The organism is Nocardioides sp. ChNu-153 (assembly GCF_030466625.1).
GTDB lineage: Bacteria > Actinomycetota > Actinomycetes > Propionibacteriales > Nocardioidaceae > Nocardioides.
Genome location: NZ_JADEVT010000010.1, coordinates 91770 through 107699 on the forward strand (window position 1 = coordinate 91770; position 15930 = coordinate 107699).

Consider the following 15930-nt stretch of genomic DNA (forward strand, 5'->3'; position numbering starts at 1 on the left):
TCGTGGGAGCAGCGCCGCGGAATGCCTGGCGCCCCCACCACGAACATGCAGCGGCTGGGCCGCGGTGGTCCGGGGTGGGAGGATCGACGCCGTGAGCGAGCACCCGACGTACCCCTTCGCCAAGGGCCACGGCACGCGCAACGACTTCGTGATCCTCCCCGACGCGGACGGCACGCGGCACGCGGACCTCGACCCTGCGCGGGTGCAGGCGCTCACCGACCGGCGCGCGGGCATCGGCGGCGACGGCATCCTCCGCGTCGTGCGCACGGCCGCGACCGACGACCCCGACGCGGTCGCGGCGCGCGACGCCGCCGAGTGGTTCATGGACTACCGCAACGCCGACGGCTCGGTCGCGGAGATGTGCGGCAACGGCATCCGGGTCTTTGTCCGCTGGCTCGTCGACCATGAGGGCGTCGACCCCTCCGCACCCGTCGCGGTCGCGACCCGCGCCGGCGTGCTCTCGGTGCGCGTGGACGACGACGGCCGCGTCAGCGCCGAGGTCGGTACGCCGACGCTGCTGCCCGCCTCCCAGGTCACCGTCGCCGACACCGAGGTGACCTGGCCGACGACGGGCGTCGACATGGGCAACCCCCACGCCGTCGCGTTCGTCGACGACCTCGCGGAGGCCGGCAGCCTGCTGGCCGGGCCGGCGTACGACCGTGCGCTCTACCCCGACGGGGTCAACGTCGAGTTCGTGGTGCGCCGCGGCGAGCGGCACGTCGCGATGCGGGTGCACGAGCGCGGTTCCGGCGAGACCCAGTCGTGCGGCACCGGCGCGGCGGCCGTCATGGTCGCCAGCGCGCTGGCCGACGGCGCCGTCCCGGCCGACGGCACCCCGCCGGGCGAACCGGTGGTCTACCGCGTCGACGTGCCGGGCGGCGAGCTCGACCTGACGTGGACGCCGCAGGGCACTGTGGTCCTCACCGGCCCCGCCGAGATCGTCGCCGAGGGCGTCTCCGCACTGTAGGGCCGTCGGGCGTCCGCCCAGCCTTCGCCCAGCCCCCGACGCGACGCCACCGCGGGTCGGCCCGCGGTTCACCCGCGCTCGGTCGAGTGCGGTGCGTGCCGACTTCGCGAGGTCTCGGGCAGGCGGTCGTGCGACGGCGGGGGCTGCTGGCCCTCGGCGGCGGCGTGGCGGGTGGGGTGATGCTGGGCCCACCCTTCGACGCGTTGCGCGACCCCGCGGTGGCGGCGCGCGCCACCGACCGGCCGGTGCCGCACACGACGGCCAACCTGGTGCGCACCCGCGACGGCATCACCCACGCGCAGACCGGTGACGTCACGCCGACCTCGGGGGTGCTGTGGGCCCGCGGGGAGGGCCCGGGGCAGCTGACGGTGCGCCTGTCGAGCGGCAGCCGGGTGATCGGCACCCGCGTGGGGCAGGTCGCGACCGCCGCTACCGACCTGACGGCGCGGATGTCGCTCGACGGGCTCGAGCCGGGCCGGGAGTACGCCGCCGACCTCTGGTTCACCGACGCCGCCGGGGTGGCGGGCGAGACCCGCCGCGTCACCTTCGCGACGCCGTCGACCACCCCGGCCCGCACCACGTTCGCGTGGTCGGGGGACACCTGCGGGCAGGGTTACGGCATCAACCCCGACGCGGGCGGGCTCGTGGGGTACGGCGCGGTGGCCGACCTGCGGCCCGACGTCTTCGTGCACTGCGGCGACAACATCTACGCCGACGAGCCCATCACCGACACCGTCGTCGAGCCCGACGGCACGGTCTGGCGCAACGTCGTGACCGACCAGGTGGCGCGCCCCGCGCAGACCCTGGAGGAGTACCGCGGGCGCTACCGCTACGTGCTCCTCGACGAGCACGTGCGCCGCCTGCACGCGTCGGTGCCGGTGGTCTCGCAGTGGGACGACCACGAGACGACGAACAACTGGTACCCCGGCGAGGTGCTCACCGACGAGACCACCACGCACCCCTACACCGACGAGCGGCGCGTCGACGTGCTCGCGCGGTGGGGCCGCCAGGCCTGGCAGGAGTACATGCCGATCGGCGAGGCCCACCTGCTCGGCCGCGGGGCGACGGGGTTCGCCGACCGGGGGATCTACCGCAAGGTCGCGCGAGGCGCCCACCTGGACCTCTTCTGCCTGGACCAGCGCTCGTACCGCTCCACCAACGACGAGGCCGACGGCGAGCGCCCCGCCGCCCTGCTCGGGGAGGAGCAGACCGACTGGCTCATCCGGGAGGTCACGGCCTCGCGGGCGACGTGGAAGGTCATCTCCGCCGACCAGCCCCTCGCACTGGGGCCCCGCAAGCCGGTCGACTTCGACGGCTACGGCAACGCCGACGGCGCCGCCCCGCGCGGTCGCGAGCACGAGCTGGCACGCATCCTGTCGGCCTTCCGCGCCGCCGGCGTGCGCAACGTCGTCTGGATCACCGCCGACGTCCACTTCGCCGCCGCCCACCGCTTCCGCCCGGACCGCGCGGCCTTCACCGACTTCGACCCCTTCTGGGAGTTCGTCGCCGGCCCGATCGCGTGCAGCTCGTTCGGCGTCAAGGAGCCCGACACCACCTTCGGCGCCCAGCAGGTCTTCGCGACCGGCTCGTCGGCGCCGAGCCGACGGGCGCCGACGCCGGATCAGACCTTCATCGGGTACGGCGAGATCGCCGCCGACGGCCTCCTGCGGGTCTCGTTGCGCGACGCGCTGGGTACCGAGCTGTATGCCGTCGACCTGGAGCCCGAGCCGTCCGGGGGATAACGGATCGCCAGGTGCGGCACCGCGGCCTACTCTGGAGGACGTATGAGCAACGCACCTGACTTCTCCCTCGCCGCCGAGCTGGCGGCCACTGACGACTGGGACGACGACGACTTCGTCTCGGGGTACGCCGACGAGCCCGACGACCCCGACGTCGTCGACGCCGACGGCCCCGACCCCGAGGACCTCACGACCGGCGACCTGGACCTGGTGGAGCGCCACCAGCTCCGCCGCGTCGCCGGCCTGCGCACCGAGCTCGAGGACATCACCGAGGTCGAGTACCGGCAGCTGCGCCTCGAGCGCGTCGTGCTCGTCGGGGTGTGGACGGGCGGCACGGTGACCGACGCCGAGAACTCGATGGCCGAGCTCGCGCTGCTGGCCGAGACCGCCGGCTCCGAGGTGCTCGACGCGATGTACCAGCGGCGCCAGTCGCCCGACCCCGCGACGTACGTCGGACGCGGCAAGGTCGACGGGCTGCGGGAGATCGTGCAGGCCACGGGCGCCGACACCGTGATCTGCGACGGTGAGCTGGCGCCCAGCCAGCTGCGCAACCTGGAGGACCGGCTCAAGGTCAAGGTCGTCGACCGCACCGCGCTGATCCTCGACATCTTCGCCCAGCACGCGAAGAGCCGGGAGGGCCAGGCGCAGGTCGAGCTGGCCCAGCTGAGCTACATGAAGCAGCGCCTGCGCGGCTGGGGCGGCAACCTGTCGCGCCAGGCCGGTGGCCGGGTCGCCGGCGGCGCGGGCATCGGTGGTCGCGGCCCCGGTGAGACCAAGATCGAGACCGACCGCCGCCGCATCAACACCCGCATCGCGAAGCTGCGTCGCCAGCTGGCGCAGATGAAGGGCACGCGGGAGACGATGCGCTCCGAGCGCCACCGCAACCAGGTGCCGAGCGTCGCGATCGCGGGCTACACGAACGCCGGCAAGTCGTCGCTGCTCAACCGGCTGACGGGCGCCGGGGTGCTCGTCGAGGACGCGCTCTTCGCGACGCTCGACCCCACCACGCGACGCACCACGACCTCCGACGGGCGGGTCTACACGATGTCCGACACGGTCGGTTTCGTGCGCCACCTGCCCCACCAGCTCGTCGAGGCCTTCCGCTCCACCCTGGAGGAGGTGGCCGACTCCGACCTCGTGCTCCACGTCGTCGACGGTTCCCACCCCGACCCCGAGGGCCAGATCGCCGCGGTCCGCGAGGTGTTCGCCGAGATCGGCGCCGACAAGGTGCCCGAGCTGGTGGTCGTCAACAAGGCGGACGCCGCCGACCCGCTCGTCATCGCGCGGCTGCAGCAGCGCGAGCCGCACGTGGTCGTCGTCAGCGCCCGCACGGGCGAGGGCATCGAGGAGGCCCTGCGGGTCATCGAGGGCGAGCTGCCGCACCCGGCGGAGCCGTTCGACGTGCTCGTGCCCTACTCCCGCGGCGACCTCGTCAACCGCATCCACCAGCAGGGCGAGATCGACCACCTCGAGCACACGGGCGAGGGCACCCGGGTGAGCGGCCGGGCGAACGCGGCCCTCGCGGGCGACCTGGCGCCGTACGCGGTGGGCTGACCCCGGCTGAGCCCGACTGACCCCGGCTGACCCCGACGACCTGACGACCTCGGGCCGCCCGACGGCGGCCGTGCACGATCCGACGCGCCCCGGGCCCGGCCCGGGGCGCGTGGTCGTCGTCGTGGTCGTGGTCGAGGAGCGTCGATGCCTCGCGGACGTCCGGTGTCTGTACCCTTTCCCGCGTTTGCGTTCTTCTCGCCCACGACAGAGCAGGTAGTGCATGTCTCGCGGAATCCTCGTCCGGCTGCTGTTCGTCGTCGCCCTGCTGGCCGCCTGCGCGGCCGCGGCGTGGAGCATCCAGCCCCGCCTCGGCATCGACCTCGAGGGCGGCAGCCAGATCACGCTGACGGTGCTGTCGGAGGAGGAGGGCGAGGAGCCCACCGCCGAGCAGGTCGACCAGGTGGTCGAGGTGCTGCGCCAGCGCGTGGACGGCATCGGCGTCAGTGAGTCGACCATCGTGCGGTCGGGCTCCGACCGCATCATCGTCGAGCTGCCGGGCGTGCAGGACCCGGACGACGCCCTCGATGTGGTGGGCCGCACGGCGCAACTCGAGGTGCGTCCCGTGGTCGACCAGTCGACCATCGACCCGACGGTGCTGGGCACGATCGTGGAGTGCTCCGAGGCCGAGGACGACGCGCAGTGCCAGGCCGCGGACGACCAGTCCGGCGCCCCCATCGTCATGGGCCCGGTGGCGCTCAAGGGTGACCAGATCACCGGTGCCGCCGCCGAGCAGCCGCAGAACTCCACCGGCTGGGCCGTCACCGTCGACTTCTCCGGCTCGGGCTCCGACGCGTTCGGCGAGCTCAGCAAGACCGCCGCGTGCGCCACCGGCGACGCCGGCCGCATCGCGATCCTGCTCGACGACGAGGTCATCTCGTCCCCGCAGGTGACCGTGGCCTGCGGTGCTTCCATCACGGGCTCCACGCAGATCACCGGCAACTTCAACCAGTCGCAGGCCAGCGACCTCGCCGTCCTCATCGAGGGCGGCTCGCTGCCGCTGCGCATCGCCTCGGAGGACGACGGCGCCGACATCGCGCCCGACGTCCGCACCATCGGCCCCACGCTCGGTGACTCGGCGATCGAGGCGTCCGCCGAGGCCGGCGTCATCGGCCTGCTGCTGACCGGCCTGTTCATCGTCTTCGTCTACCGCTTCGTCGGCTTCCTCGCCACGGTCGCGCTCGCGACGTACGCCCTCATCTCCTACGCGATGCTCGTCATCGTCGGGGCGACCCTGACGCTGCCCGGCCTCGCCGGCTTCGTGCTCGCCATCGGTCTCGCGATCGACGCGAACGTCCTCGTGTTCGAACGAGCGCGGGAGGAGTACGCCGCCAACCGGGCCTCCGGCCTGCGCCGGGCCCTGCAGGTCGGGTTCAACAAGGCGTTCTCCGCCATCCTCGACTCCAACGTCACGACGCTGCTCGCGGCGGTCCTGCTGTTCTTCCTCGCCTCCGGCCCTGTCCAGGGCTTCGGTGTCACCCTCATCATCGGCACCGTGGCGTCGATGATCTCGGCGCTCGTCGTCGCCCGGGTGTTCACCACCGCCGGTGTGCAGCCGCGCTGGGTCAACCGCAAGCCGAAGATCACCGGTCTCGCCAACGTGGGCCGCGTGCGCACGTGGTTGGAGCGCAAGCGCCCGAAGCTGGTGCAGCGCCGCAACGTGTTCCTCGGCATCTCCGGTGCCGCGGTCGTCCTGGCCGTCGCCGGCATCGCCACCCAGGGGCTCAACCTGGGCCTGGAGTTCACCGGCGGCCGCAACGTCGTCTACGCCACCGAGTCCCCGATCGAGCCGGACCGGGCCCGCGACGTCATCGCCGACGCCGGCTTCCCGGAGGCGACCGTGCAGAGCGCCGACGCCGGCGACATCTCCGTGCGCACGGGCCGGATCTCCGACGAGGAGGAGCAGCAGATCCGCGACGCCCTCGACGCGGAGGTCGGGGTCACCGACGTCGTCACGGACGACAACCTCGGTGCCGCCCTCGGTGGGGAGCTGCTGCGCAACGCGATCATCGCGTTCGTCCTGGCGCTCGCCGCCCAGATGATCTACCTGGCGTTCCGGTTCAAGTGGACGTTCGGCGCCTCCGCGGTGCTCGCCATGGCGCACGACGTGGTGATCGTGGTCGGTGTGTTCGCCTGGCTCGGCAAGCCCATCGACGGTGTCTTCCTCGCCGCGGCCCTGACGATCATCGGTCTGTCCGTCAACGACACCGTCGTGGTCTTCGACCGCGTCCGCGAGAAGTGGTGGGGGTCGAAGGACGACGACGAGTTCATCGACGTCGCCAACGACGCCGTCGTGGAGACCCTGCCCCGCACGGTCAACACCGGTCTCGGCGCCATGTTCATCCTCGCCGCGCTCACCATCCTCGGTGGCGACTCGCTGCAGGACTTCGCGCTCGCGCTGCTCATCGGTCTCGTGGTCGGCACGCTGTCGACGATCACGCTGGCGACGCCGCTGCTGACCTACCTCAACCCCTTCTCGCCGTTCGGCCGGGAGAAGAAGGAGAAGGTCGTGCGCGACCCGACCGACTCCGGCGCGGTGGTCTGACCCGCGTCACCAGCACGACCCACCGACGGGCCCGCCGCACCACGCGGCGGGCCCGTCGGCGTTCCCAGCCGTCCCCGCAACCGTCGCGGGGGCTGTGGAGGCGCCGTACGACGGGAGCCGCCGCGCGGCTAGGGTTCTCCAGTGCCCGAGGAGACCCCGACCCCCGACCGCGTGCGGGAGGTGCTGGCGACGGCGGTCTCCGGGCTGGGCGGTGCGGAGCGCGAGGGCCAGGTGCGGATGGCCGAGGCCGTCGCCGCCGCGCTGCGCGACGAGCAGCACCTGCTCGTCCAGGCCGGCACGGGCACCGGCAAGTCGCTGGCCTACCTCGTGCCGTCGATGCTCCACGGCGAGCGGGTCGTCATCGCCACCGCGACGCTGGCGCTGCAGCACCAGCTCGTCGAGCGCGACCTGCCGCGCCTCGTCGGCGCGGTGAAGGGAGAGGCGGGGGTCGACACGTCGTACGCGGTGCTCAAGGGCCGGTCGAACTACGCGTGCCTGCACCGCATCCGCGAGGGCGTGCCCGACGACCAGGGCGTGCTCGTCGACGTGCCCGAGGGCTCCATGGGCGCCGAGGTGCTGGCGCTGCGCGCGTGGGCGGAGGAGCAGGCCGAGTCGGGCGGCCCCGGCGACAAGGACCACGCGCCGCGCCACAACGACCGGCTGTGGCGCCAGGTGAGCGTGAGCGCGCGCGAGTGCCTGGGCGCGGCCCGCTGTCCGTACGGCGAGGAGTGCTTCGCCGAGCGGGCGAAGGAGAAGGCGGCCACCTCCCAGCTCGTCGTCACCAACCACTCCCTCCTCGCGATCGACGCCATCGAAGGCATCCCGATGATCCCGGAGTACGACGCGGTGGTCGTCGACGAGGCCCACGAGCTGGTCGCGCGCGTGACCCAGGCGGCCACCGACGAGCTGACCGCCGGCGAGGTCGACCGCGCGGCACGCCGGGCCCGGCGCCACGTCGAGGAGTCGGACTCCCTCGGCAACCCCGCCGACGACCTCGCCGACGCCGCCGAGGCCCTGCGGGCCGCGATGGGCGAGACCGAGGGCGGACGCCTCGACACGCTCGGCGAGGAGCTCTCCGACGCCCTCGTGCTGGTGCGCGACGCCGCCCGCGAGTGCGTCTCCGCGTTCGCGAAGGAACGCGGCAAGGACAAGGACGGGGAGGGCGACGCGGGCAAGGCCCAGGCCAAGGCCGGGGTGCAGGAGGTCTTCACGACCGCCGAGCGGTTGGTGGCCAACAGCGACCACGACGTCGTGTGGCTCTCGAAGCCGTACGCGCCGGGCCGCGACCGCGTGCCCGACCGGCTCTGCGTGGCGCCCCTGCAGGTGTGGGGCCAGATGCGTGACCGCCTGCTGTCGGAGTCGACGGTCGTGCTGACGAGCGCGACACTGATGCTGGGCGGCGACTTCGACGCGGTGGCCTCGACGATGGGCCTCAAGCCCTCCGAGCGCGTCGCCGAGGGCGCCGAGCCGCAGCGGCGCCGTACTCCCGGGGAGAGCGGGCAGGGCCCCACCGTGCTGCCGTGGCGGGGTCTCGACGTCGGCTCGCCGTTCGACTACGGCAAGCAGGGGATCCTGTACGTCGCGCGCCACCTGCCCACCCCCGGCCGCGACGGGCTCGGCCCGGCGCAGCTCGACGAGATCGTGCGGCTCGTCGACGCCGCGGAGGGCCGCACCCTCGGGCTGTTCTCCTCGCGGCGGGCCGCCGAGGCGGCGGCCGAGGCGGTGCGCGAGCGGCTGCCCCACCTCACGACCCTGGCGCAGGGCGACGCGCAGCTGTCGGAGCTGACGCGCCAGTTCGTCGACGACCCGCACACGAACCTGTTCGGCACCCTCGGGCTGTGGCAGGGCCTCGACGTGCCGGGGGACACCTGCCAGCTGGTCATCATCGACCGCATCCCGTTCCCGCGCCCCGACGACCCGCTGATGTCGGCGCGCCAGAAGGCCGCCGATGCCGCGGGCGGCAACGGCTTCATGCAGGTCGCGGCCACCCACGCCGCGCTGCTGCTCGCCCAGGGCGCGGGTCGTCTCATCCGCACCACGGAGGACCGCGGCGTCGTCGCGGTCCTCGACCCGCGGTTGTCGACCGCGCGCTACGGCCGCTTCCTCGAGGCGAGCCTGCCCTCGATGTGGCGCACGAGCGACCCGGCGGTGGTGGCGAAGGCGCTCGCGCGCCTCGCCTCGGTCACCGCCTGAGCCGCACGAGCCGCACGAGCCGCCTGAGCCGCCCGGGCCGCCCGGGCGACCTCACCAGCGCAGCAGCGACTTCCCGTCCCAGGCGGTGCGCCCGGTCATCGCCGGCAGGCCGAGGAACTTCGCGACCGTCGGGGTGACGTCGACGGTGTAGGCCGGCTCCGACGACGAGCCGCGCCGGATCGCCGGGTGCCCGCCGCTGAGGAAGAACGGGATGGGCCCGGTCGCCGGGTGCCCGTGGTTGCCGGGGATCGGGTTGCTGACGACACTCGGGTCCGAGAAGCGCCACCCCGCCTGGCAGTAGACGATGACGTCGCCCGCGTTCGGCCCGAGGCGCAGCGACGGCGTCCGTACCCGGTCGTGGGCCGAGAGCACGCCGGGCTGGGCCGCGGCGACCTGCAGCATCCGGCGTACGCCGGCCTCGCGGCCCGACGCCGGGCCGGTCCAGTAGAGGAGGTCCGCGCCGCCGTTCTGCGCGATGGCGACCTTGCCGCGCAGGAGCGGGTCGGCCTCGAGGGGCCGCGTCAGCGAGATGACCTTGTGGGGCAGCGACCAGTCCATCGAGTGGTCGGCGAGCACGACGAGCATCGACTTCTCCCAGCGGCCGGTGGCCTTGAGCATGTCGACGAAGCGCTTCACCTGCTGGTCGGTCGCGACGAGCGCGGTGCGGCGCAGCACCTCGAGCGAGAGCCCGCCGGTGAGGTCGGTGTGCCCGACGCGGTCGACGTCGCCGAGGTTGACGAAGACCAGGTGGGGGTCGAACTGCTCGACGATCGACAGCGCCGCGTCCATCGTGAAGGCGTCGGGCGCGTGCCCGCTGATGGGCACGATGGGCCGCGGCTCCCAGCGGAAGGTCGCCTGGCGCCCGAAGATGCCGTAGAGGTACTCCTTGCTCAGCACCGTCCCGGCGGTGAGGCCGTGCTTGCGGGCCCACCACAGCAGCGTGGGGGCGACGAGGTCGCCGGGCCGGTCGAGGGTCCGCTCCTCACCGATCGTGCGGTCGAAGATCGAGTTGGCCGGCACGCCGCTGCGGTCGGGGCGCACGCCGGTCATCATCATCACGTGGTTCGGGATGGTCTCGAGGATCGGCATCGACCGCCCGCGCGGGAAGTTGAACCCGCCGTCGCGCAGCGCGCGGAGGTTCGGCATGAAGCCGGAGTCGATCTCGTCGGGGCGGCAGCCGTCCACGACGAGCACGTAGGCCCGGTTCCAGCTCTTCGGCGCGGCCTGCGCGGGGGCGCCCGCAGCGGCGGAGAAGAGCAGGCTCGCGCCGCCCGCACCGGCGACCTTGAGGAAGGTACGACGCTGCGCCGCCGGGCGCTGCTGCTCGCGTTCGGGATCACCGTCGAGGAACGGCGAGGGCCCGGAGGAACGGTGGTCGTGGCCCATGTCAGTTTCCTCCCACGGGCCCGGCGGCCCGGCTCAGCTTGTTGGTGCCGGCGAGCGTCTGGAACGACGCCGCCCAGGTGGAGCCGGCGTTCCGCTGGTCGCGGGGGCCGGTGGTGTACCAGTCCATCTGCGCCCGGGCGGGCGTCACGTCGAGCACGGAGTAGCCGTGGCTGTCGAAGTCCAGGTAGCGCACGTGGCGGTTCGCCGTCCTGATGACCGTCTCGACGGCGAGGCTCGCCGTGCGCGGCGGGGCCCCGAGGATGTCCTTGAGGTTGTTCGACGTGACCGAGCTGGCGACGAACTCGACGCCGGCCGAGCGGCCCAGCGGGTAGGTGGCGACGTCGTACGGCAGGTCGGCGGCCCACCCCGAGTGGATGTCGCCGGTGACGAAGACGGTGTCGCGGATGCCCTGGTCGCGGATGTGGGTGAACAGCTCGCGCCGGTCGTCGGTGTAGCCGTCCCACTGGTCGACGTTGTAGGGCGCGCCGTCGCGCGGCAGCAGGCCGGTGACGTCGTTGACCGGGTCGATGAGGTCGGTCGGCAGCTGGGCGAAGGTGACGGGCGCGATCATCACGGGGTTGCCGACCAGCTTCCACTGCACCGCGGTGCTGGCCACCGCCTTCTTGAGCCACGCGAGCTGCTCGCGGCCGGTGATGGTGCGGGCGGGGTCGCTCACGGCCGGGTCGACGACCGGGTAGGCGACCTGCTGGTCGCGGTAGGTGCGCAGGTCGAGCATGCTCAGCTCGGCGAGGGTGCCGAACCGCAGGCTGCGGAACAGGCGGGTCCCGTCACCCAGCGCGGCGGTCGAGCCGAGCCGCACGGGCATCCACTCGTCGTACGCGCGGTGGGCGCGCGAGCGGCGCGTGGCCCAGTCGCCCTCGCCCGGCTGGTGGTTCTCGGCGCCGTCGCGCCAGGCGTCGTTGGTCGACTCGTGGTCGTCCCAGGTGACGACGAACGGGTACTTCGAGTGCAGCCACTGGAGGTCGGGGTCCTCCTTGTACTGCCCGTGGCGCTGCCGGTAGTCGGCGAGGGAGACCATCTCGCGGGCGGGCACGTGGCGGCGCACGTCGACGTCGTCCTGCCCCATGCCGTACTGCCCGGGTGCGTACTCGTAGAGGTAGTCGCCGAGGTGGAGGATCGCGTCGAGGTCGTTGCGGGCCGCGAGGTGGCGGTAGGCGTGGAAGTAGCCCGCCTGCAGGTTGGCGCAGGAGACGACGCCCATCCGCAGGCGTGCGGGCGCGCTCGTGTAGGCCGGCGCCGTCTTGGTGCGCCCCACCGGGCTGGCCACGCCGCGGTGGAGGAAGCGGTAGTAGTACCACCGGCCCGGCTGCATGCCCCACGCGTCGACCTTGACCGTGTGGTCGGCGGCGGCGTCGGTGCGCACGGTGCCGCGGGTGACGAGCTGGCGGAAGCGGGTGTCGGTCGCGACCTGGTACTCCACCGTCACCGCCGGCCCGCGGCCCGAGCCGGGGGTGGCGTCGGGGGTGGGGGTCACACGGGTCCACAGGACGACGCGGTTGGCGAGCGGGTCGCCGGAGGCGACGCCGTGGCGGAAGTACGGCGACGCGCCGGCCAGCGCGGCGCGGGCCTCGTCGTCGTCGAAGGGGCTGACGACGAGCGCTGCGGCGCCGACGAGGGCGCCGCCGGCGAGCACGGTACGGCGGGGCACGGACGGGAGGGCGAGCTGCTGCTCGACTCCAGCGTCGGTGCGGGTGGGGGATGAGGCCTCGGTCACACCTCATTGAACGACGAAAAACGGGCCAGGTCCCGCGAACGGTGATGTGAGCACCGTCCGGACGGCGGGAGTTCACCCGGAGGTCGACTGGGTGGGTGGGGCGGCGGGTGCGGGCGGCGGGTGCGGACGGCGGGTGCGGGTCAGAAGAAGGAGAGCACGTAGCTGCCGAGCAGCGCGACGATCACGAGGAGCGCCACGATGCGGGCCCAGGTGGGGATGGTGCTGGTGTGGTCGTCGGTCGCGGGCTGCGACGCCGGCACGTCGCGCAGCTCCGGCGGGTCGTCGAGGTCGCCGTCGTACGTCGCGCGGCCGAGCCCCGAGGGATGGTGACGCCGGGCCTCGAGTTCGCCGGAGCAGCGGTCGAACCAGGCGTCGACGGCGCGTGCGTCGTACACCTGCGAGCGGTGGACGAGGGCGAACGGCCGGGTGTCGAGGGGGCCGGGGTGGAAGCCGGTGCGGCGGCCGCGCTGCACGTCGTCGAGCAGCGTCGCGACGTGCCGGTCGACCGCGGCGATGTCGTAGCCGTCGGCGGCCTCCAGCACGGGGAAGCGGGGCGCGTCAGCCGACATGGCACCTCCTCGGAGCGGGTCCCCGCAAGGGTACGGCGCACCCCGCCCGACCGGGGCATCGACCGCGGGTGGGACGGCCGGTGCCCGGGCGGGCGCGGGTGCAGGTGGCTCAGAGGCGGCGCAGGACCGCGGTGACCTTGCCGAGGATGGTGGCGTGGGTGCCGTCGATCGGGTCGTACGCCGGGTTGTGCGGCAGCAGCCAGACCTGGCCGTTCTTGCGCTGGAAGGTCTTCACGGTGGCCTCGCCGTCGATCATGGCCGCGACGATCTCGCCGTTCTCGGCGTTGGGCTGCTGGCGAACCACGACGTAGTCGCCGTCGCAGATCGCGGCGTCGACCATCGAGTCGCCGGAGACCTCGAGCAGGTAGAGGGTGCCGTCGCCGACGAGCTGCTGCGGAAGGGGGAAGACCTCCTCCACGCGCTGCTCGGCCAGGATCGGGCCGCCGGCGGCGATGCGCCCGACGACCGGCACGTACGTCGCGGCCGGCTGGGCGTCGCCGATGCCGGTCTCGTCGAGGACGGCGTCGAGGTCGGGGTCGGTGACGGAGGAGACGGCGGCGCGCTCGGGGGAGCCGGGGGTGACGACCTGGATGGCCCGCGGCCGGTTCGGGTCGCGGCGCAGGTAGCCCTTCTCCTCCAACGCCTTGAGCTGGTGGGCGACCGAGGAGGAGCTGGTGAGGCCGACCTGCTCGCCGATCTCGCGCATGCTCGGCGGGTAGCCCTGGTCGTCGAGCGCCTGCGTGATGACGGCGAGCACCTTGGCCTGGCGGGGGGTCAGGCGGGCCTGGCCGGCGGCGGGCTCGGGAAGGGCGGACAGGTCCTCGACCGTGGCGCCCGTCTCGTCGCTCTTGCTGCTGCTGGCCATCTCCGCCTTCTTCCCGCGCCGGGGCGCGCTCCGTCTGCCTGTTCGGTGGACCGGTTCCGTCGTGCGCCCGGGCCACCGTGCCGCTGCGTCGGGCATCGGGCCGGGCCCGGTCGACGCAGGTCACGCTAGTCGTTCGTGACCTCCGGCATCAAACATCTGTTCGAACCGGCGTGTCGGTCGGCGTGCGGGGAGGCTCGAAGAAATGTTCGACTGCACCCTTGATTGGTTCGAACACCTGCTCTACTGTCGAGCACGTGTTCGATCGAACGGATGATCGACAGTGGGTCTGGAGCGGTTGCGGATCAGAACTGTCGGTGGCCGTCGGTAGACATCAGCTCGTCCGACCCGACTCCTTCCCCTGGAGGTCATCATGAGCAGCACGTACGCCGTTCCCGCCGTCCGCACCCGTCGTCCGGCCGCGCCGCGCTCCGTCGCCGCGCAGTCCGCTCGTCGCAGCACCGTGCGGCTCACCCACCGGGGTCGTGTGGTCGTCGTCGCGCTCGCGCTCCTGGTGATGCTCGCGCTCGGCGTCGTGCTGGGCTCCGTCTCGTCCGCTACCGACGAGCCCGGCCCGACCGGCACGACCGAGACGGTGCGCGTCGGCGCTGGCGACACGCTGTGGGCCATCGCGTCGGAGCGGGCCGCCGACGGCGAGAGCGTCCAGAGCGTCATCGACGAGATCCGCTCCCTCAACGCGATGTCGAGCGGCTCGCTGCAGGCTGGTCAGCTGCTGGTGGTGCCCACCAGCTGACCCCGGCCGCCCCGCGCCCGGCATCCCGTCGGCGCGCGCTCGGGCGGCCACAGACCCCGACAGGTCGCTTCGACCCCGACCTGTCGGTCCACCGGGGAAGAACCACGAGGGGCGGAGCTTCGGCTCCGCCCCTCGTGCCGTTGGTGGTGCGCGTCCGTCGCCCCCGGTGGTTGAGGTGCTCGCGCTAGCGAGCCTCGAAACCACGTCCTGACCCGCGGCGGGGCGACGGCACCGGTCAGTCGGTGAGGACGGGTGTGGCTTCGTCGACCTGGAGGGGCACGGGTGCGCTGGGCATGGTGACGGTGCCGGCGACGTCGAGCCAGGGGCCGCCGTTGACGCGGTAGCGGGCTGACCAGGTGGTGGTGACGGTGACGTCGTAGCTGCCGGTCTGTTGGTAGCGGTGGGTGACCTGCAGGTCGGGGTAGGGCGCGCCGGGCGTGCTGGTGGTGGCGGTGGTCCCGTCGCCGTAGGCCCAGGTGTACGACGTGGGCGTGATGTCGAGCTCGACGGCTTGGCCCAAGAGAGTGACGGTGGTCGTGAACGGAGCGGCCTCGGTGTAGAAGTTCGTGTCGAAGTTGACCAGGGTGAGCCCGTCGGGCGGCTGGATCGTCAGGACGGTCTCGGGCAGCGGAACGGACTGGAACGCCTGGAGAACGAGCGCCGGGGTGATGACCGGTGCGGCTGCCGCGGCGGGGGCTGCGCACTCGGACGTGACCGCCGATGCCCCGGCGAGCAGCCCGATGTGCGACACCGCATTCAACGCCCCCTCGCCGCAGGCCACCGGGGCGTAGCAGGGGTTGATCAAACTGAAAAAGCTGACCGGGGATGGCAAGCACGCGTGGGCGTTGTAGTTGGCCGCCCATGCGGCCATCGGATCGAAGTTCTGAGAGTTGCTGCTCTCGTTCTGGCGGCCCTGGCCGGCCTGGTATGTGCCGCCGCCCGTGACATTGCCACCCACAATGTTGAAGCTATCGATTCCGGGAGTCACCTCTTCCTCTCCGTCGGAGAGGGCGACCGCCGACGTTGTCGGTGCAACCAGGAATGCCGTGGCAAGCGCTGCCGCTAGGCCGCGGTTGCTGCGTCGAGCCATGACACCTCCCACGATCCGTCGGTCCGCTTCAAGCCGAAGGTGAGGGTTCCGGTGCCTGTAATCGCGGGGTCCTCGATCACGTTGTCGGCGATCTCAACATTCATGAGGACAACAACGTCGGTAGTGGCTCGATCGGGAGCCTGGGGATCGAACGTCTCGCCTCCATCAACGGTCCACGAGCCCGGTTCCGCGTCTCCGAAAGTGCTCTCGATGTTGTCGATGGCCGCGGCACAGTTTTCGCACCCGGGTGCCAGGGCCCTGGCGGAGTCGCCCACCCCGGTCAGGAAGGCGTAGTTCACCAACTCGACCCAGTGTTCGACGAACGCGATGGCGGCTGCGTCGTCGTCGCCGGTGGCCTCGTCGGGCAGTGGCGGGGGCGTAGAGGCGGTGCTGGTCGACTCGACCGGTGCGCCGGAGCTGCTGGTGCCGCCAGTGGGGTCGGCGTCGTCGGTCTCGCCGGAGCTGCTGGTGCAGGCGGTGAGTGCCGTCGTACCGGCCAGGGTGCAGGCGAGCAGGCGTCGTCGCAGGCGCATGGATCC

General features: G+C 72.7%; 12 protein-coding genes. 6 read left to right on the top strand and 6 right to left on the bottom strand.

What is annotated here, in order from left to right:
- Positions 1-91 precede the first annotated feature (91 nt).
- The 5 genes from dapF to INN71_RS13385 all read left to right on the top strand — a co-directional run bounded on the left by dapF (position 92) and on the right by INN71_RS13385 (position 8995).
- The gene (gene dapF / locus INN71_RS13365; protein ID WP_277497976.1) at positions 92-967 is read left to right on the top strand and encodes a diaminopimelate epimerase; all 876 of its coding nucleotides are present in this window, start codon (positions 92-94) and stop codon (positions 965-967) included.
- Between the two features lie 95 nt (positions 968-1062).
- The gene (locus tag INN71_RS13370; protein WP_277497977.1) at positions 1063-2709 is read left to right on the top strand and encodes an alkaline phosphatase; all 1647 of its coding nucleotides are present in this window, start codon (positions 1063-1065) and stop codon (positions 2707-2709) included.
- 42 nt (positions 2710-2751) lie between these two features.
- Complete coding sequence (gene hflX / locus INN71_RS13375; RefSeq protein WP_277497978.1) at positions 2752-4260, top strand: GTPase HflX; 1509 nt, start codon at positions 2752-2754, stop codon at positions 4258-4260.
- A 220-nt stretch (positions 4261-4480) separates the two neighbouring features.
- Positions 4481-6802, top strand: coding sequence for a protein translocase subunit SecD (secD, locus tag INN71_RS13380; RefSeq protein WP_277497980.1), 2322 nt, complete (start codon positions 4481-4483; stop codon positions 6800-6802).
- A gap of 237 nt (positions 6803-7039) precedes the next feature.
- Complete coding sequence (locus INN71_RS13385; RefSeq protein WP_277498024.1) at positions 7040-8995, top strand: ATP-dependent DNA helicase; 1956 nt, start codon at positions 7040-7042, stop codon at positions 8993-8995.
- Between the two features lie 51 nt (positions 8996-9046).
- Here the strand turns inward: INN71_RS13385 and INN71_RS13390 are convergent, their stop codons facing one another.
- From INN71_RS13390 to lexA, 4 genes are all read right to left on the bottom strand, one after another.
- On the bottom strand, positions 9047-10381 hold the full coding sequence (locus INN71_RS13390; RefSeq protein WP_277497982.1) for an alkaline phosphatase family protein: 1335 nt from the start codon (positions 10379-10381) through the stop codon (positions 9047-9049).
- A gap of 1 nt (position 10382) precedes the next feature.
- A complete protein-coding gene (locus INN71_RS13395) occupies positions 10383-12116 on the bottom strand; it encodes an alkaline phosphatase (RefSeq protein ID WP_277497984.1) in 1734 nt (577 codons plus the stop codon).
- Positions 12117-12256: 140 nt separating this feature from the next.
- Positions 12257-12685 (bottom strand): hypothetical protein, encoded by a 429-nt coding sequence (locus tag INN71_RS13400; RefSeq protein WP_277497986.1) that lies wholly within the window; start codon positions 12683-12685, stop codon positions 12257-12259.
- Positions 12686-12794: 109 nt separating this feature from the next.
- Positions 12795-13550: a transcriptional repressor LexA gene (lexA, locus tag INN71_RS13405; protein WP_277497988.1), complete on the bottom strand. Its 756-nt coding sequence runs from the start codon at positions 13548-13550 to the stop codon at positions 12795-12797.
- A gap of 370 nt (positions 13551-13920) precedes the next feature.
- On the opposite strand from lexA, the gene INN71_RS13410 reads away from it, so the two are divergent.
- Entirely contained in the window at positions 13921-14301 is a 381-nt protein-coding gene (locus INN71_RS13410; protein ID WP_277497990.1) for a LysM peptidoglycan-binding domain-containing protein, read from the top strand.
- Positions 14302-14536: 235 nt separating this feature from the next.
- Here the strand turns inward: INN71_RS13410 and INN71_RS13415 are convergent, their stop codons facing one another.
- Together INN71_RS13415 and INN71_RS13420 are read right to left on the bottom strand one after the other, a co-directional pair.
- On the bottom strand, positions 14537-15391 hold the full coding sequence (locus INN71_RS13415) for a PKD domain-containing protein (protein ID WP_277497991.1): 855 nt from the start codon (positions 15389-15391) through the stop codon (positions 14537-14539).
- A complete protein-coding gene (locus INN71_RS13420; RefSeq protein ID WP_277497992.1) occupies positions 15364-15924 on the bottom strand; it encodes a DUF6318 family protein in 561 nt (186 codons plus the stop codon). The genes INN71_RS13415 and INN71_RS13420 overlap by 28 nt, the downstream gene beginning before the upstream one ends.
- Between the last annotated feature and the right edge of the window lie 6 nt (positions 15925-15930).